Here is a 16,876-nt window from a genome sequence, read left to right on the forward strand (position 1 = left end):
CTATGATTGGCTCTGCCTACCATGATCAAGACATGAGTACACCATTATATAAACATAACCATTTATTCAGGAGTGGCGAGTTATCATCGCGTTCTCCCGACGAGGGATGGAACGAAGACTGAACGGATACGCGGTCCGGCTCACCCACCGTTGCTCGCACGTGCGAAAGTAGACTGTAATCCGGTAATACCAGACGGAATAGCGACCATTGCTAACATTCATCACACGACTCGTCGGTACCCGATATGGTATGTCACAATGAGACGCGGATCCGGCCTCACCGGACAACTGTTAAATAGGTGGTAGCTGTACTAGCTGGTAATGTCGCAAGAAGTTCAATATCCGGTCCAGGCCGCTGCGACAACCTTCCGGATCATCGAAACGCTCCACGACCTCAACGGCGCAGGCGTCGCCGAACTCGCCGACGAACTCGAGATGCCAAAGAGCACGGTCCACGACCACCTGCGAACACTAACCGAGGTCGAGTACCTGGTCAACGAGAACGGGACGTACCACGTCGGCGCTCGCTTCCTCGAGCTGGGCGGGTTCGCCCGAAGCCAGATGAAACTGTATCAGGTCGGATCGCCGGAGATCAAGAAGCTGGCCGAGGAGACGGGCGAGCACGCGAACCTGCTGATCGAAGAACACGGCAAGGGAATTTTCCTCAACAAGGTCAAAGGGCCCGACGCCGTCAATCTCGACACCCACATCGGCATGCGCGTCTATCTCCAGACGACGGCGCTCGGCAAGGCGATCCTCTCGAGGCTCCCGGAGGCAACAGTCGACGAGATCATCGACCGCCACGGGCTGCCCGCCGTCACTGAACAGACGGTTACGGACCGAGACGAACTGAAAGCCCAGCTCGCGGAGATCCGCAACCGAGGATACGCGATCGACGACGAAGAACGCGTACTCGGGATGCGCTGTGTCGCCGCGCCGATCTGCGACGAAGACGGCATGCCCATCGGAGCGGTCAGCGTGTCCGGCCCGACGAATCGGTTCAACAACGAAGTGTTCGAGGACGAGATTCCGAAAAGCGTGTTGAGCACCGCAAACGTGATCGAAGTCAATATGACGTACACGTAGCACGTCCGCCACCACCGGACGATCGGTGGAACCCACCTGTGGACGAACCCGTATCATTACAGACATACGATTGTAAGAAAATGCGCTACAACAGTTCCAGCGACGCTCGACCGGGAACGCAACTGGAACCGTCCCGTTCGAATCTCGGCGCGCACCACCGGTGATACCAAACGAATCGATGGGCTATCGATAGCCGCTGTCGCCGTCGGCGAACCGAACAGTAGTCGTCACGGTCGCGTCGACCGCTTCGCTGACCTCCGTACTCCTGCGGTCGCCCCGAACCGTCGGCCACTGCGGAATCGTCTTGACGTGCAGTTCGCAGAAAACGATCGCGATCTCCTCTGCTCGTCGGTCTCGAATACAGCGGAGAATCAATCGAATCTGTCGGTTCCGGGGAGAACGTGGTCTTCGACAACCGACTCGTCCAGTTCGATGCCGAGGCCGGGATCGGTCGGCACGTCGATGTATCCGTCCGATATTATCGGTTCGTCTCGTTCGAGCAAGTCGTCCCACCAGTCGACTTCCAGGGCGTGATACTCGAGGACGTCGGCGTTCGGGACGGCTGCACAGAGGTGAACGCAGGCCATCGTTCCGACGGGGCTACAGACGTTGTGCGGTGAGAACGGAACGTAGCGCTCCTCGGCGCGGTCAGCGACGCGCTTGGACTCGGCGAGGCCGCCGCAGGTAGTCGGATCGGGCGTGATCACGTCGACGGCGTACCCGTCGAGCAGTTCGGTCAGTTCGTGGACGCGAAACCGGTTCTCGCCGGTGGCGAGGGGCGTCTTCGTGCGCCGAGCGACCTCGCGTTGGGCGGCCGTCTCCTCCGGCGGAACGACGTCTTCCAGCCACATGAGATCGTACGGCTCGAGCGCTCTCGCGAGGCGAGCGGCGCTCTCGACCGTGTAGTCCCAGTGGCAGTCGAAGGCGAGATCGATCTCGTCGCCGATCGCCTCGCGGACGGCCGCGACGACCTCGACTTTGTGATTCAGCGCGGCGTTGGACAGCCGTCCGTTGTACGGATCCGGCTTGTTGTCGCGTTCCATATCGAGGTCGAACTTGATCGCGTCGAACCCCATGTCGACGACGCGCTCGGCCTCCGCCGCGTACGCGTCGGGCGTGTACGCCTCCGCGTTGGCGTACTCGGTGAACCCGCCCTCGTCGACCGCGTAGGCCTCGCCAGCGTGGCAGTCACAGTAGATTCGGACGCGGTCACGGTAGCGAGAGCCCAGGAGCTGGTAGACGGGCACGTCGAGGATCTTCCCAGCGACGTCCCACAGCGCGATTTCGATCCCGGAGACGGCGGTAACGACCTTTCCGGTCGTTCCGCCGTGGCCCGACATCTCCTGGACGATGTATCGAAACAGCCGTTCGACGTCCAGCGGATTTTCGCCGACGAGGAATCGATTGGTGTACTCGACGAGTTCGGGGACGCCACCGCCGCGGTACGCCTCGCCGATTCCGGTCACGCCCGCGTCGGTGTGCACCTTCACGAGGTTCCACTCGAAGTTTCCGTCGACGACCGCCGCCTCGACGCCGGTGATTTCGACGTCGTGACCCGCGGGTCGTTCTGTCGAATGGTTCGAAAAATCTCTCATTGCGTACCACCACGTATTCGTCCTCCAACCAAAGTTGTACCGGTGACGCCACTCGACGGCGTCGCGAGTCGGCGAGAGGGGCTCCGGTCGACGGCAAGAATTCCCTTCGAAATCAGAGACGAAACAGATCAGTCAGCTGGAATGGGGCGTCTCGAGACGGGAACGGGGTAGATTTCGTCGCAGGTTGCCGTCGTGGATCTATCCGCCGGGCGCGTTTTCCCGCGAGTTCGTCGAACGGACGATGGGATGGCTACGGGACGCCTTCAGCGGCCTGCCGCTGCGTTGCGCTAGCGCTGCCACGCGAGCGGTCGCGGGACGAGGGCGTTCGTCGACACTCGTCTATCGGACGGCTCTCGATGTGTGGCTGGTTTGACCAGTATTATCAGCTCGCGGTGACACGTCGGCCGAGCGATTTCCGTCCGCGTGCGTCGTCCGAACACGATTCCGGTCACGCTCGACACCGGTCCGAACGGTCCGGCGATCAGGCAGCAGACCGATCTACGAGTCGTCGCTCATCCAGTCGCTCGCCTGTGGCTCTCGAGGATCCGTCGGCACCTCGAGGAGAACCGGTTCGTCGGCGGCGACCGCGGACTCGAGGGTCGAGCGAATCTCCGACGGCGTTTCCGCACGCTCGGTTCGCATGCCGAAACTCGCCGCGAGGCCGGCGAAATCGATCGGCGCGTCGGTCCAGTCGTACTCGCCGTCCTCGAGGTCGTAGTTCCGGCCGGCGTCGTCGCTGATGATCGCGTAGTCCTCGTTGACGAAGACGACGACGGTGATCGGGAGCGCCTCGGCGACGGCCGTGTGAAGTTCGTGGACGCACATCAGCAGTCCGCCATCGCCGACCAGAACGACGACGTCCGCGTCCGGGTTCGCGAGTTGAGCACCGATCCCGGACGGCAGTGCGGTCCCCATGGTCGCCCACGAACCCGGATTGACGTACGAACGCGGGCCGCCGGCTTCGAACACGTTCAGCCCCCAGACGCGCGAGCCGCCGGCGTCGGCCGTGGCGATCGCCTCCCGCGGAACCGCCGCTCGAACGGTCTCGAGCGCGCTGACGGAGGTGATCGGCGGCGACGACCCGCGAAGCGACTCGAGCCGATCGCTCGTCGCCGTTCGGATCGCACCCGCTCGCTCGACGGCGTCGCCGGCCGCGAACTCGCGCTCGGAGAGCGCGCCCTCGAGACGCGACAGCGCCGCCGCGGCGTCGGCGACGATCCCGACGGACGGCTCGTAGCCGTTCCCGAGATCGTCGGCATCGAGCGTGACGTGGACGAGTGCTTCGGGGACGTCGACGGCCCACGCGCGGGTGGCAACGGCGTCGAAGTCCGTTCCCACGGCGAGCGCCGCATCCGCCTCCGCGAGTAACTCGAGCAACTCGGGCGACGCGCTTCCCGAGAGCGTCCCGGCGACGTAGCCGCCGGATCCGTCGGGAAGCACTCCCTTCCCCTTGTACGTTGCGACGACGGGGGCTCCGAGTCGATCGGCGACTCGGCGGAGGTTGTCGCTCGCGTTCGCGGTGCGAACGCCGCCGCCGGCGACGATTACCGGGTCGTCGGCCTCGGCCAGGAGATCGGCGGCGGCCTCGATATCCTCGGTTGCGACGCCCGTAACGAACTCTCGGCTGTAGTCCGCCGGCGTCGCGAGCGGAATGTCCATCGCGAGGAAGTTCTTCGGAATTCCGACGCGAACTGGACCTTTCGGCTGCGTTTCGGCGATCGAGATGGCTTCCTCGAGGACGGCGATCGTGCTTTCGGGACGTTCGACGAGCAGGTTCGCCTTGACGACGTTGTCGTAGGTGTCAGGGGGCGTCTCGTGGATACCGTCCCCGCCGCGTACCTCTGGTTCGGTTTCGACGGCGATGTGAACCAGCGGCGTACAGTCGTTGAGCGCGTTCTTCAACCCGTTCATCGCGTTCATGTCGCCCGGCCCCGGAACGACGGCTGTCGCCGCGGGCCGTCCGCTGGTTTCCGCGTACCCCCACGCCTGATGCGTGACGGCGGTCTCGTGTCGAGCGACCACGAACCGAATGTCGTCTCGCGTCCCGATCGCCTCGTTGAGCGGGAGCGTCTGTTTGCCGGGAATGCCGAACACCGTGTCGATCCCATCGGCAGTCAGTCGCTCGATGACGGCCTGGCTGACGTCCATACGATTTCCTCGTAAACCACGTACTTAGGACCTCCCCTTGTGGTACCCCGAGGTAGCGGCGCTCGAGGGATCGTCACCAAAAGAGTGTATCACCTGACGATATCGCCCGAAACGCTACGCCGTCGATGTGCCACTACTGGGACCCGACGGCGCAATCCTCGGCGGGTCCGCCGTTGTCGGCCCGAGCCACTGACTGCGTGGCGAGCGGTCCACGGAGGACATCCCGAACACGACCCGAGGCGTCAGCACCGAACTCGAGTTGAACCGCAGCCGTTCCCGAGAACGGAACCCTCCGGGTACGATATAATATATTTTTATAGATATAGATGTTGGCATGATAGTTTCAATAGGCACTATCTGGCGACAAATTCGAGAACGCGGAAAACGAACGCGTTGAGCGCATAGTCTGGCAGTCATTCGGAACAGCGGCTCTGTGGGTAAGGCGTCGAAAATCCCAACACACTCGAATTAGACCACTAGTAGGCGTGATACTCCATATTTGTCGAACGCTGGTTATTCCGTGCTCGAAGATGTCGGCTATAGCATCTCATCCGGTAATAGACTATTATTTGATGTTTCCAAAACCGATCCCCATCCCTTATCCGACGGTACTTTCGCGGTTCACCGCGACTCGGTTCGAACACCGGTCCGTTCGACGACCGCGGCCTGCGTCGACCGGAAAAACGGTATAGAAGGGACGCCGTCGGTGGAGACCGCCGCTGTAACCGACGCGAGAACGACCAGCGATTCGATACGGACGCACCCGTTCCCGGTCAAACTGATCGGGTTCGACAATCCTTATAGTGGGTAGTGAATACTAGTTCGTATGGAGGATATTTTCGTTGCCCGAGTAATGTCTTCGTCGCTGCAGACGGTCACACCGGACACGCTCGTCGAAGACGCGGGACAACTGATGCTCGAGAACGAGGTCGGTTCGGTCATCGTCGTCGACGAAGACAACCAACTCGAAGGGATTCTGACGACGACGGACTTCGTCCGGATCGTCGCCGAACGAAAGCCCAAAGACCGGACGCCGGTCTCGGCGTACATGACCCAGAACGTGATCACGGTCACGGCGCAGGACAGTATCCGCGACGCCGCGGACGTAATCGTCGAACACGGCTTCCATCATCTCCCCGTCGTTGACGAGGACGAGGGAGTCATCGGGATCATCACGACGTCGGATCTGGCCTCCTACCTCTCGCGCGAGGAGACGCCGAGTCCCGAGTAATCGGTCGCCGTCGAGCGCCGTATTCGACGGAGTCGCGCGTTCGCCGCGAGTTTCGTCTATCGATCCGTCGGCCTCGAGCCGATCTCGACGGTGAGTCAACCGTCGAGTTCCGGATCGTCGTCTTCGGTCATCCAGCGGACGGTCTCGTCGAGGTGGTCCCGCAGCGCTCGCGCCTCCGCCGGCGTCAGTTCGACATCGACGTGACCCATACCGTGGTCGCCCGCCATCGCGTCGACGCTCAGGACGATCCGGTGGCCGTCCGTCGATTCGGGTCGCACCGAGACGTCGGCCCGGTCGGGATAGTCCCGCGGCGGTCCGAGTTCGATATCGGTCTCGCCGCGGGTAACGCCCATTTGAACGCGCTCGGCGTGCTCGAGGTCGAACGAGTCCGTCGGATCCGCATCGATCGGGTCGCGCTCCGACTCGGGCTCTTCGGTGCGCTCGTCACTGGTATCGGTTGGCATACTCTGTGGGTTGTGTCGCCTCCACCTTGGCTGTACGCCCGGAACCGGACAGGAGACGAGCGGCCTCAGTCACGGTCTGCCGTCTCGAGAATCAGTCGACGGTAAACGCCTCCTCGGCGATCACCACGCCGCCGGCCCAGCACTCGCGGGCGAACCACGCGAAGTAGCCCACCATCCCGAGGGTGATGACGACCTCGATCGATCCGAGTCCGGTGACTCCGTCGCCCGCGAGGAGACTCACGAGGCTGACGCCACCCCAGCCGACCGCGAGCATCGAAACGGCGACCGCGGCGACGCGAGGCCAGCCGACGGTCCTCGAGCCGATCGATACGCGTTCACGAAGCCCGGCGAGGAGCATCGTCCCTCCGACGAGAGCCAGCCACGAGATCAGCACGAACGTCGACGGACTCGGTGGCAGGCCGAGCGAGATGAGGACGGTTCCCGCTAACACCAGCGTGACGAACCCGCCGCCGGTGAGCCCGTGCCGGACGACCCGCTTTCGAGCGTTCATCGCGCTCGTGTTCGCCGTCCGCCGCCGTTAACCGTTCGCATCGACGTCGTAATCGACGGCCGACATCGATACCGGCGTCGCTCAGTCGTCGTCCATCGGCGCGGTCACGGGCTCGACGCGCTCGCCGCGTGGCCCCTCGAGGTCTACCTTCGGCAACAGATCGCGCAGGTACCGTCCGGTGTGGGATTCCTCGAGTCGGGCGACCTCCTCGGGCGTGCCGCTCGCGACGAGTTCGCCGCCATTCTCGCCGCCTTCGGGGCCGAGGTCGATGACGTGATCGGCGTTCTTTACGAGGTCGAGTTCGTGTTCGATGACGACGACGCTGTTGCCGTTGTCGGTCAGTCGGTGGAGGACGTCGATCAGCTTGCGCTCGTCCTCGCTGTGGAGACCGGTCGTCGGCTCGTCGAGCAGGTACAGCGTCTCGCCGGAGTCCTTCTTCCCGAGTTCCTCCGCGAGTTTGACCCGTTGGGCTTCCCCGCCCGAGAGCGTCGTGGAGGGCTGGCCGAGTTTCATGTAGTCCAGCCCGACGTCTTTCAGCAGCTTCAGCCGCCGCCGAATCTGGCTCGAGGACTCGAAGAAGTCGTAGGCCTCCTCGATGGACAGTTCGAGGACGTCCGCGATGGTCTTGCCCTTGTAGGTGACGTCGAGCGTGGCGTCGTTGTAGCGCGCGCCGTCGCACTCCTCGCAGGGGACGTAGACGTCGGAGAGGAAGTTCATCTCGATCTTGACGGTGCCCTGTCCGCCACACTCCTCGCAGCGACCGCCCTTGACGTTGAAGGAGAACCGCCCCTTCTCGTAGCCTCGTTGTTTCGCGAGCTTCGTCGACGCGAACAGCTCCCGGATGTAGTCGAAAACGTTCGTGTACGTCGCCGGATTGGACCGCGGCGTGCGGCCGATCGGCGACTGGTCGATCAGGCGAACCGTCTCGATCCCCTCGAGCCCCTCGAGGCCGTCGTGGTCGCCCGGAATCACGCTCGTGTTGTCGTTCATCCGGCGAGCGAGGCCCTTGTAGAGCACGTCGTGCATGAGGGTGGACTTCCCGGAGCCGGAAACGCCCGTGATCGCCGTAAAGCATCCCAGCGGAAGATCCACGTCGAGGTCCTTGAGGTTGTGCTGGCGGGCACCGAGAATCGTCAGTGCACCCTCCGCGTCCCGGCGTTCGTCGGGAACCGGAATCTGCTTGCGGCCGGAGAGGTAGTCGCCGGTGATCGATCCCTCGGTCCGTTTGAGCTCCTCGACGGAGCCGTTGGCGACGACCTCGCCGCCGCGCTTGCCGGGGCCGGGACCCATGTCGACGACCTGGTCGGCACGGCGCATCGTCTCCTCGTCGTGCTCGACGACGATCAGGGTGTTACCGATGTCGCGCAGTTCCTCCAGGGTGTCCAGCAGGCGGTCGTTGTCCCGCTGGTGGAGCCCGATCGACGGCTCGTCCAGCACGTAGAGGACGCCGACGAGTCCGGAGCCGATCTGCGTCGCGAGACGAATCCGCTGGCTCTCGCCGCCGGAAAGCGTCGAGGCCTCGCGGTCGAGCGTGAGGTACTCGAGGCCGACCTCGCACATGAAGGCGAGTCGCGAACGGATCTCTTTGAGGATCTCCTCGGCGATCACCTTCTCGCGCTCGGTGAGGTCGGCTTCCATCGACTCGAAGTGCTCGAGAGCGTCGCCGATCGACAGCCCGTTGATCTCGGTGATCGAACTGTCGTCGACGAGTACCGCGCGACTCGCGGCTTTCAGGCGGGTCCCGTCGCAGGCCGGACACTCCGTGACCGACATGTAGTCCTCGATGTGCTCTCGGGTCGAGTCCGAATCGGTCTCGAGGTAGCGGCGCTCGAGGTTCGGAATGACTCCCTCGAAGCGCTTTTTCTTGCGGCGGGTCCCGTTTTTCGTCCGTCGCTTGAACAGCACCTGCTCGCTGGTGCCGTACAGGAACGCCTGCTGGACGTCTTCCTCGAGTTCTTCGAACGGGGTCGTCAGCGGGACGTCGAAGTGCTCGGCCACGGCGTCGAGGCGGGTCTGATAGTACGAGCGGTTGTAGCTCCAGGGTTCGAAGACGTGCTTGAGCGGTTTGGACTCGTCTTGCAACACGAGGTCCTCGTCGACCTCCTTCGTCTCGCCCAGCCCCTCGCACTCGGGACAGGCGCCGTGGGGCGAGTTAAAGGAGAACGAGCGGGTTTCGATCTCGGGGACGTCGATTCCGCAGTGGGTACAGGCCAGATCCTTCGAGAACTCGACGACGAAGCGGTCGTCCTCCTCGACTTCGTCGCCGAGCGCGCCCGTCCGGCGGGCCGCGTCGCCCAGATCACTCGCGACCTCCTTCGGTGCGTCCGGGAGGATGACCTTCAGCACGCCCTCGGCCTCCTCGAGCGCCGTCTCGACGCTGTCGATGATCCGCGGTCGGGCCTCGGTCGAGACCTTCACGCGGTCGACGATCACATCGATCGTGTGATCGAAGTTCTCGTCTAAGTTCGGCTCGTCGCGGGTGAGGTCGTGTTCCTCGCCGTCGACTTCGACGCGGGCGTACCCCTCCGAGACGAGTTCGTCGAAGAGGTCCTCGAAGGCTCCCTTCTGATCGCGGACGACGGGTGCGGCCAGCTTGGCCCTGGTTCCCTCCGGAAGCTCGAGGATGCGTTCGACCATGTTCTGTGCGCTCTGTTCGCCGACTTCGCGACCGCACTCGGGACAGTGGGGGGTACCGACGCGGGCGTAGAGAAGACGGAGATAGTCGTGGAGTTCGGTGACGGTCCCCACCGTCGATCGCGGGTTGTTCGCGGCGTTCTTCTGGTCGATCGAAATCGCCGGCGAGAGTCCTTCGACGGTCTCGACCTGTGGCTTGTCCATCTGGCCGAGGAAGTTCCGGGCGTACGCCGAGAGGCTCTCGATGTACCGGCGCTGCCCCTCGGCGTAGATCGTCTCGAACGCCAGCGAGGATTTTCCCGACCCCGAAAGGCCGGTGACGACGGTGAACGCCTCGCGGGGAATCGTCACGTCGAGGTCCTTGAGGTTGTGTTCCTCTGCACCCCGCACCTCGATATAGTCCTTGCTCATGTTCTGGTACTGAATGGTGACCGGATCGATGTTCGACTCGCTGCTCGATTCACTGTGATAGAGTCAGTGGCCGGAAGAACTTAACGAGTCTGAAAGCCCGGTAGCGTGATGCGTGCTAGCAAACGAAGTTTCGCGCGGGTCTCGACCGATTCGGTGGCCCGCCTGCGCTCGATTCGATGGATCGAGCCGATGTGTCCACGTGCGTTGTCACTGCACGATTTTCGTCGAGTACTGTGTCGAAACTGGACCACGTGAACACGCAAATATTGCGGTGAGATCGCTATCAGAAGGTATCTTCGGCGACGAGTACAGTGACTCGCGTCTCGGACACCGGCGATAGCGTTACATTCCAAATATTTTCGACGTTCGAAATGAAAGACATACTATGGAAAGACGTTCGTTTCTCGCTACGGCAGGAACCGCCCTTGTAGTGCTCTCTGCGGGTTGTTCAAGCATTACATCCGCTACTCAGCGGCAAAGCTACGAGTTTGGAATCTATAACGGACCGCGGGAGTCCCATTCGTTCAGAGTTCGGATCGGAAACGACTTAGACGGGTATTTCCGAGAAGAAACGTTCGTGATGGATGGCGAAACGGCCAACGAAAACGTCTCGATCGAGGATACTCCATCCCGGATCTACATCAAAATAGATTCGGCCGAGGAACGAGAATTTCCGTGGCCCGCTTCGACCAACGAGTTAGGAACCACCGCCGCTAAAGCGGACATCTGGTACGAACCGACGCTCGAGCAAGACGTTTTGATTCAAGAGGGGTGACAGACCGAATCGGCGCTGATAACTAGCCACCGCAGCGTGCGGTGTTTTCCGAAGAGGAATACCGGACCGATATTCATGCTCAAACAGACCCGTTACACTTCGGTAAGCGGCGGGGGCGAATCTCCCAGAGGCGATCGTCGGGGGTCGACAACATGGCCCGAATGTCGCCCCAAGACGCATCTCGAGCGCGGCTTCACCAGACGGTCACCGGCGGCGTCCGCGCGCTCGAGGACGGTCGATTCGCTCAGCCGCCATCGCGCTCGGTGCGGACGGCTCCGACGACCCGATTCACCGGTCGTGCCACCACTGGCCGACGATCCCGCCGGTCGCGACGGAGACGAGACCGACGATAACGAGGATGTTTACCACCGGGATCAGATACAGGAGGTTGACGACGACCGTTCCGACGACGAGCGCGAGCCACGGGTTCGATTCCGAACCGTCGCCGAAGTGACGGAGCAGGGCGGAGCCAGCAAGGATGATCCCGATTGTGTTCGCGAGCGTCAACAACACCGGCACGACGACCGCCGAAAGCGCGAGTGCGAACCCGACGGTCGGGGGCAATCCGCGTTCGGTGAGCAACGCGACGACGGCTCGCACTGACGCGACGGCAAGCGCCGAGCCGACGAGCGCGCCGAACCCGATCGCCCCCGCGTTCAGCGGGTTTTCGAGGATTCGAGCCTCGATTCGCCGGACGGACGACCGGGAGACGGCGAGAAGAATCGCACCGACGCTCAGGGTGAGGAGGCTATAGTAGCCACTGAAAGTCAATGCACACCTGATCGCACGATAGCTGTGCGATCAGGTGTGAATCGTTTCAGTTGTTACTATATAGAGTCCGAAGACGAAGGCGAGTTCGCCGACCGTCGTCGGGTCGAGTATCGACTCCTCGAGGTCGCGGCGCGCGAGGGCGGTCGTGAGCACGAACGGTTGAAGTATCATCGCTGCATGGGGACGCTCGAGATGCAATCGAAGGCTCCCGCAACTCGATGGACTCGAGGCGGAACGACTCGGTGTGGCGGGCTGGCGGACCAAAGTGACTTCGGTTGGAAGCGCCAATAGCGGGCTATGAGCGACGATACCGGACCCACGCTGTCGGTCGACGACTTCGTCGACTACTGCCACACGCAGACCGGCCTGCTCTCGGGGCGCGTCGAGATGATGCGCGCCGAAGCCGACGAGTTGCTCTCCGAAATCGACGAGGAGACGGCCGAGATCCGACGCCGACTCGAGGACCACACGAAGCGACTCGAGGGAACCGACGCGCCGTCGACGCCGGCCGGTCCGGACAGGAGCGACCTCGACCTCGAGGCGCTCGAGGGGCTCGAAAGCGAGGTCAAAGAGAAACAGCTGCTCGTCAAGGCCAAACAGACGCGAATGCAGGCCTTTCAGGAACTGGCTGCAGCCTACACCGACCTCGCCGGAGAGTTACGGTCGGACGTCGACGACGGCGAGGAAGCGATGACCCGAGTGATTCAGTTCGAAGCCGACAACGACGCGCCGACGTACTTCGAGGACCGGGAGACGCTGGTCGAAGCCGCGGCGCACTCGCGCTCGACCGAGGGCGAGTGAGCGACCGAAACGCGCGGGATCGTCGATCGCCGAATCGATCGTTCACTCCGCTTCAGACGCTCGTACCGTCAGCACCGGCGTCGTCGCCGTCCGTAACACGCGTTCCGTGACGCTCCCGAGCAGCAATCGGTCGAGTCCGCTTCGGCCGTGCGTCCCCATCACGAGCAGGTCCGCGTCCGCGTCGTCCACGTAGGTACGGATCATCCGATGCGTCGACCCGTGTCTGATCGCACTCTCGGCGTCGACGCCCGCGTTCTCCGCAGCCGCGACGCCCTCGTCGACGACCCTCCTGGCGTACTGCTGGAGGCGGTCGATCGTGAGGTCGTTGTGTTCTTCGATCCCGGCGGGAGTCACGTCGACGACCGAGAGGACGTGGACGGTCGCGTCGTGGTGTCTCGCCACCATCAGTGCGCGTTCGATCGCCGCGTCGGCGTATGCACTGCCGTCCGTCGGGACCACGATCGTCTCGAGCGGATAGGGGCGTCTGACCCCGGCCGCCCCTCGAACGACGAGGACGGGAACGTCGGCGTCGCGGACGACCGTTTCGGTGACGCTTCCCAACAGGAGCCGACCGACGCCGCTTCGGCCCCGCGTTCCCATCACGATCGCGTCGACGTCGTGAGTTGCGGCGTACTCGAGGATCGCCTCGGCCGGCTCACCGGTCTCTATCCCGTCGACGACGGACGTCTCGCTGTCGCCCACCCAGTCGCGACCGTCGGCGAGTTGGTCGGCGGCGTCCGCCGGATCCGTTCCCGGTTCGGTCACGTACAGCACGTGCACCGTCACCTGCTCTACGGCTGCGATATCGCCGGCGTACTCGAGCGCCGCGTTGGCCGGACCGCTCCCGTCCGTCGGAACGAGGATGCGTTCGAACATACGTACTCGTCATCGCACAGCGACTTACAGCTATCCGGGCGTCCCAGCGGTTGGGACCGACCGGCACGATCGACAGCCACGCGTCGTTACCCGCGGAGCGCCTCGAGCAGCGCGTCCACGTCTCCCCGACTGTTGAACGCGTGAACCGACGCGCGGATCGCCTCGGGACGGGGTAACGACCTGACAACGATACCCTGCGCTGCCAGGCGCTCGACGGTCGCCTCCGGGTCGTCTACGGCGATCGTCACGAGGCCGGATTCGAAAGAACGGGGACTCAACAGCCGCTCCTCGGACAGGCCGCTTTTGAGTCGATCGGTGAGCGCGCAGATTCGGTCCTCGACCGTCTCGACGCCGACGTCCTCGAAACACGAGACGGCCGCCGTCAGTCCGGCGTAGGGTGCCGGACTCGCGGTCGCGACCTCGAACCTCCGCGCGCCCGTTTCGTACCGGTACTCGACGGCGTTCTCGTCGACGACGCTCCGGTACCCGATCGCAGGGGGAACGAGGTCTCGCTCGTCCACGACGCCGTCACGAACGTACAAAAATCCGGATCCGAACGGTCCGCACAGCCACTTGTGGCCAGCGCCGACGACGACGTCGGCACCCCACTCGCGAACGTCGATCGGGACCTGCCCCGGCGCTTGCACGGCGTCGACCAGCACGAGCGCGCCGGCATCGCGGGCGACGTCGACCACCTTCTCGACGGGCAAGCGCGTCCCGTGGGTCCACGTGAGCGAACTCACACAGACGAGGGTTGCACCGTCGACCGCCGATTTGACGGCCTCGAGATCGAGTCGCCCACCTTCGGTCTCCAGCACCCGAACGTCGAGTCCGTGCTCGCGCTCGAGGCGCTGCCACGGGAGGATCCCCGCGGAGTGCTCGAGGTCGGTTCGGACGACGATATCGCCCTCGCCCCAGTCGATCGCTCCCGCGACGCGGTTGATCCCGTCCGTAGTACTGTCCGTCAGCGCGATTTCCTCGGCGGTAGCGCCGAGCAGGGACGCGACGGCTGCTCGCGCCTCGTCGTAGACCTCGAACGCCGCGGGGTACATCCCCTCGTCGGTCGGAGCCGAGTACTCGTGGTGCTCGAGGCTCGCGTTGGCCGCGTCGACCACGCGACGCGGACTCGGCCCGCCGGCACCCCAGTTGAGGTACGCGTCGGACTCGAGGGCGGGAACGGTTTCGCGGAACTCCAGCGGTGTCATCGCGTGGCCGTTGGGTCCACGCCGTGTTAGACCCTCGCTTCGGTCCGATTCCCGAAACTCGGCGACCGAGGGCGGATCGTGCGCCGTCGCGGTGTTCGGCGGAAGATCGACTCGAGGCGAGGGCTACCGAGCTCAGAGATTCCCGCGCAGGACGATCTCCTCGCCGACCGACTCGAGCATGTCCTCCGTGACGAGGTAGTCCTCGTCGTCTTCGCCTTCCACCCCGATCTTCGCGAGCAGATGTTCGGCGACCGAGGGGTTCGGATCGACGAAGGCGCGTCCGCCCTCGACTTTGGCAACGATTCCAAGTTCCTTTCCGTCCGCGTCGACGACCGTCTTTCCAACTTCGTCGTCAGTCAGTGTTGCTGTCACACTGGTTGGTATCACGACGGCCGGGATAACGTTCGGGCCGTCCCGTGCCGGTCCGGACCACCGGCGAACCCCTCAACCACCCCCTCGAACGTCCGTCAGTAGCGCCAGCCGACCATCTTCGTTGCAAACGCGCCCCCACACTATTTGCCGACGGTCGACGACGGTTCAATCGAAGCGCCCGCTTCGAGACACCACCATGACACACACCGTCGAAATCAGCGACGAGATGAAAGACCGACTGGACGCCCACTGCGAAGAAGACGAGACCTACGAGGAGTTCCTCGAGGAACTCCTCACGATCTACGAGACCGAAGGCGCGTTCCTCCAGGAGGGGTACTCCGAGTGACGGGGGCCCTCGAGACCGCCGATCGAAATGCGCGGCCGCATCCGATCACCGCCGTCGTTTCGGACTCGTTCGACGATAGTAACAACTGAAACTGTTTGTACACCGATCGCATAGCCGCGGCTCTCACTCACTCCGTTCGCTCCGAACCGCGCTGCCCTCGTGCGATCGGGTGCGCACCGACTTTCAGATACTACAGCGCTTCGGATTCGCTCGAGTCGTGTCCGGATGCGCTCGAGCAGCCAGGATGAACTCCGAGTCCCGTCAGTCGTGGGTGGTCGGGTCGTGATCTCGCTCACGTTCCTGTTTCTCCCGGAGGTGTTCGACCGCGTGGAGTTCGACCACGGGGAACACTTTGGCGACCGTGAGAAAGATCAGCGTTACCATGCCGACCGTGCCGATGATCGACGCGATCTCGATTAGGCTCGGGAAGTACGTGCCTGGCGTCGCAGCGTAGATGTCGAACGTCGGGTGTAGTAGTCCGTCGACGACGAAGAGGATCTTCTCGGTGAGGGTGGCGGTGAGGACCGCGATACCGCAGACGACGGCCCGACGCTTGGTGAACAGCGACGGTCGGATCGTCTGTGCGAAGATGTAGGCGAGCACCGCGGCGACGAGCCCGATCGCGAATAGATAGAGTGCGTTCGAGAAGTTCGCCTCCCACACGTGGGTCAGGTCGACGGGGGCGACGAACGAGCCGGTGATCATCTGCTGAAGCTGGAGCCAGAGGAAGAGGAGACAGAAGAACCCGAGCCACAGCGTGAGCCCGCGGAAGATGTCGTCGGTGATGATGTGATCCCAGTCGTAGGCCCAGCGGAACGCGTAGGAGAGGAGGATCACGCCGCTGATCGCCGAGGTGAGCGCGATGGTGAGGAACTGCGGCCCTTGCACCGCGCCGAACCAGCCCGGCATGCTCGGAATGAGGGCGAACAGCCACGGAATCACGCCGCCGTGGAGGAGGAGCGGTGCCATGATGATGATCGCGAGCGCGAGCCACCAGACCATCCGTTGGACGATCTCGTCTTCTTTCTCCGAGTAGCCGACTGTCAACAGCTTGTAGATGGGGCCGAAGTGATCCGGCAGTTCACCGCGTAACCTCGTGATGTCGTATCGAAGCGTGAGCGCGAGGTAGGTCGCCGTCAGCACGAAGTAGGCCGTGATGACGGTGACGTCCCACACCAGCGGCGAGGCGTGGATCGTGATGTGGTAGTGCGTGATGATGCTCGTGACCATCCGGTCGGGTCGCCCCAGGTGGACGACGATGTAGAAGCCGGCCGCCGACAGTCCGGCGATGGTCAGCAGTTCGGCGAGGCGCGCAACGGGCATGTACCGGTCCATTCCGAGCAATCTGACCGCCGCCGAGAGGATGATCCCGCCGTGGGCGATTCCGACCCACCAGATGAACGCCCCGATGTACAGTCCCCAGGTGACGCCGCCGCCGGACCCCCAGTCCGAGAGACCGGTCACGACCAGTCCCCGGTAGAGCTGGTAGAACCAGCCGAGCAGGAAGAGCGCGAACGCCAGTCCGGCGACGGCGACCAGTGCGAAGTACTTCGTCGACGTGTTCTGTATCGGCCGCAAGATATCGGCCTTCTGTGGCGTTTTCGTACTCATGTGGTAGGGGCTCCCAAGCGTACTTCAGCCATCCCCGTT

At 63.5% G+C, this 16,876-nt stretch carries 17 protein-coding genes; 5 read left to right on the forward strand and 12 right to left on the reverse strand.

Features of this window, described 5'->3' with window-relative positions; all coding sequences use genetic code 11:
* Positions 1-321 precede the first annotated feature (321 nt).
* Positions 322-1,086 carry an IclR family transcriptional regulator gene (locus tag DWB23_RS04170; protein ID WP_121741524.1) on the forward strand — a complete coding sequence of 255 codons (765 nt, stop codon included), beginning with the start codon at positions 322-324 and terminating at the stop codon, positions 1,084-1,086.
* 183 nt (positions 1,087-1,269) lie between these two features.
* On the opposite strand, the gene DWB23_RS04175 is transcribed toward DWB23_RS04170, so the two are convergent.
* From DWB23_RS04175 to DWB23_RS04185, 3 genes are all read right to left on the reverse strand, one after another.
* Positions 1,270-1,461, reverse strand: coding sequence for a hypothetical protein (locus tag DWB23_RS04175; protein ID WP_121741525.1), 192 nt, complete (start codon positions 1,459-1,461; stop codon positions 1,270-1,272).
* Positions 1,458-2,681, reverse strand: coding sequence for a mandelate racemase/muconate lactonizing enzyme family protein (locus tag DWB23_RS04180; RefSeq protein ID WP_121741526.1), 1,224 nt, complete (start codon positions 2,679-2,681; stop codon positions 1,458-1,460). Before DWB23_RS04180 ends, DWB23_RS04175 begins: the two co-directional genes overlap by 4 nt.
* Positions 2,682-3,179: 498 nt before the next feature.
* A complete protein-coding gene (locus tag DWB23_RS04185; protein ID WP_121741527.1) occupies positions 3,180-4,829 on the reverse strand; it encodes a thiamine pyrophosphate-binding protein in 1,650 nt (549 codons plus the stop codon).
* A gap of 826 nt (positions 4,830-5,655) precedes the next feature.
* On the opposite strand from DWB23_RS04185, the gene DWB23_RS04190 reads away from it, so the two are divergent.
* Positions 5,656-6,060, forward strand: coding sequence for a CBS domain-containing protein (locus tag DWB23_RS04190; protein ID WP_121741528.1), 405 nt, complete (start codon positions 5,656-5,658; stop codon positions 6,058-6,060).
* 95 nt (positions 6,061-6,155) lie between these two features.
* Here DWB23_RS04190 and DWB23_RS04195 read toward each other — a convergent pair whose 3' ends face one another.
* The 3 genes from DWB23_RS04195 to uvrA all read right to left on the reverse strand — a co-directional run bounded on the left by DWB23_RS04195 (position 6,156) and on the right by uvrA (position 10,080).
* Positions 6,156-6,524 (reverse strand): hypothetical protein, encoded by a 369-nt coding sequence (locus tag DWB23_RS04195; protein WP_121741529.1) that lies wholly within the window; start codon positions 6,522-6,524, stop codon positions 6,156-6,158.
* 91 nt (positions 6,525-6,615) lie between these two features.
* A complete protein-coding gene (locus DWB23_RS04200) occupies positions 6,616-7,035 on the reverse strand; it encodes a hypothetical protein (RefSeq protein ID WP_121741530.1) in 420 nt (139 codons plus the stop codon).
* An 81-nt stretch (positions 7,036-7,116) separates the two neighbouring features.
* A complete protein-coding gene (uvrA, locus tag DWB23_RS04205; protein ID WP_121741531.1) occupies positions 7,117-10,080 on the reverse strand; it encodes an excinuclease ABC subunit UvrA in 2,964 nt (987 codons plus the stop codon).
* A 580-nt stretch (positions 10,081-10,660) separates the two neighbouring features.
* On the opposite strand from uvrA, the gene DWB23_RS04210 reads away from it, so the two are divergent.
* Positions 10,661-10,855, forward strand: coding sequence for a hypothetical protein (locus DWB23_RS04210; RefSeq protein ID WP_121741532.1), 195 nt, complete (start codon positions 10,661-10,663; stop codon positions 10,853-10,855).
* 288 nt (positions 10,856-11,143) lie between these two features.
* Here DWB23_RS04210 and DWB23_RS04215 read toward each other — a convergent pair whose 3' ends face one another.
* Both DWB23_RS04215 and DWB23_RS22855 read right to left on the reverse strand, forming a co-directional pair.
* On the reverse strand, positions 11,144-11,626 hold the full coding sequence (locus DWB23_RS04215) for a hypothetical protein (protein WP_121741533.1): 483 nt from the start codon (positions 11,624-11,626) through the stop codon (positions 11,144-11,146).
* Between the two features lie 30 nt (positions 11,627-11,656).
* Complete coding sequence (locus DWB23_RS22855) at positions 11,657-11,797, reverse strand: hypothetical protein (RefSeq protein ID WP_162989739.1); 141 nt, start codon at positions 11,795-11,797, stop codon at positions 11,657-11,659.
* A 126-nt stretch (positions 11,798-11,923) separates the two neighbouring features.
* Here DWB23_RS22855 and DWB23_RS04220 point away from each other — a divergent pair, with 126 nt between their 5' ends.
* Positions 11,924-12,427 carry a hypothetical protein gene (locus DWB23_RS04220; protein ID WP_121741534.1) on the forward strand — a complete coding sequence of 168 codons (504 nt, stop codon included), beginning with the start codon at positions 11,924-11,926 and terminating at the stop codon, positions 12,425-12,427.
* A gap of 42 nt (positions 12,428-12,469) precedes the next feature.
* On the opposite strand, the gene DWB23_RS04225 is transcribed toward DWB23_RS04220, so the two are convergent.
* From DWB23_RS04225 to DWB23_RS04235, 3 genes are all read right to left on the reverse strand, one after another.
* Entirely contained in the window at positions 12,470-13,303 is an 834-nt protein-coding gene (locus DWB23_RS04225; protein ID WP_121741535.1) for a universal stress protein, read from the reverse strand.
* A gap of 86 nt (positions 13,304-13,389) precedes the next feature.
* Positions 13,390-14,508 carry an aminotransferase class V-fold PLP-dependent enzyme gene (locus DWB23_RS04230; protein ID WP_121741536.1) on the reverse strand — a complete coding sequence of 373 codons (1,119 nt, stop codon included), beginning with the start codon at positions 14,506-14,508 and terminating at the stop codon, positions 13,390-13,392.
* A 132-nt stretch (positions 14,509-14,640) separates the two neighbouring features.
* Positions 14,641-14,880: a hypothetical protein gene (locus DWB23_RS04235; RefSeq protein WP_121741537.1), complete on the reverse strand. Its 240-nt coding sequence runs from the start codon at positions 14,878-14,880 to the stop codon at positions 14,641-14,643.
* Positions 14,881-15,076: 196 nt separating this feature from the next.
* On the opposite strand from DWB23_RS04235, the gene DWB23_RS22860 reads away from it, so the two are divergent.
* Entirely contained in the window at positions 15,077-15,226 is a 150-nt protein-coding gene (locus DWB23_RS22860; protein WP_162989740.1) for a DUF7557 family protein, read from the forward strand.
* Positions 15,227-15,487: 261 nt separating this feature from the next.
* Here the strand turns inward: DWB23_RS22860 and nrfD are convergent, their stop codons facing one another.
* A complete protein-coding gene (nrfD, locus tag DWB23_RS04240; protein WP_121741538.1) occupies positions 15,488-16,837 on the reverse strand; it encodes an NrfD/PsrC family molybdoenzyme membrane anchor subunit in 1,350 nt (449 codons plus the stop codon).
* Positions 16,838-16,876 lie beyond the last annotated feature (39 nt).

Source organism: Natronorubrum halophilum, assembly GCF_003670115.1.
GTDB classification, from domain to species: Archaea; Halobacteriota; Halobacteria; order Halobacteriales; family Natrialbaceae; genus Natronorubrum; species Natronorubrum halophilum.

Excerpts from the sequence above, each read along its gene's own strand:
- DWB23_RS04170 (WP_121741524.1), top strand. The coding sequence starts at position 322 with ATGTCGCAAGAAGTTCAATATCCGGTCCAGGCCGCTGCGACAACCTTC.
- DWB23_RS04180 (WP_121741526.1), bottom strand. The coding sequence starts at position 2,681 with ATGAGAGATTTTTCGAACCATTCGACAGAACGACCCGCGGGTCACGAC.
- DWB23_RS04185 (WP_121741527.1), bottom strand. The coding sequence starts at position 4,829 with ATGGACGTCAGCCAGGCCGTCATCGAGCGACTGACTGCCGATGGGATC.
- DWB23_RS04190 (WP_121741528.1), top strand. The coding sequence starts at position 5,656 with ATGGAGGATATTTTCGTTGCCCGAGTAATGTCTTCGTCGCTGCAGACG.
- DWB23_RS04195 (WP_121741529.1), bottom strand. The coding sequence starts at position 6,524 with ATGCCAACCGATACCAGTGACGAGCGCACCGAAGAGCCCGAGTCGGAG.
- DWB23_RS04200 (WP_121741530.1), bottom strand. The coding sequence starts at position 7,035 with ATGAACGCTCGAAAGCGGGTCGTCCGGCACGGGCTCACCGGCGGCGGG.
- uvrA (WP_121741531.1), bottom strand. The coding sequence starts at position 10,080 with ATGAGCAAGGACTATATCGAGGTGCGGGGTGCAGAGGAACACAACCTC.
- DWB23_RS04210 (WP_121741532.1), top strand. The coding sequence starts at position 10,661 with ATGGATGGCGAAACGGCCAACGAAAACGTCTCGATCGAGGATACTCCA.
- DWB23_RS22855 (WP_162989739.1), bottom strand. The coding sequence starts at position 11,797 with ATGATACTTCAACCGTTCGTGCTCACGACCGCCCTCGCGCGCCGCGAC.
- DWB23_RS04220 (WP_121741534.1), top strand. The coding sequence starts at position 11,924 with ATGAGCGACGATACCGGACCCACGCTGTCGGTCGACGACTTCGTCGAC.
- DWB23_RS04225 (WP_121741535.1), bottom strand. The coding sequence starts at position 13,303 with ATGTTCGAACGCATCCTCGTTCCGACGGACGGGAGCGGTCCGGCCAAC.
- DWB23_RS04230 (WP_121741536.1), bottom strand. The coding sequence starts at position 14,508 with ATGACACCGCTGGAGTTCCGCGAAACCGTTCCCGCCCTCGAGTCCGAC.
- DWB23_RS22860 (WP_162989740.1), top strand. The coding sequence starts at position 15,077 with ATGACACACACCGTCGAAATCAGCGACGAGATGAAAGACCGACTGGAC.
- nrfD (WP_121741538.1), bottom strand. The coding sequence starts at position 16,837 with ATGAGTACGAAAACGCCACAGAAGGCCGATATCTTGCGGCCGATACAG.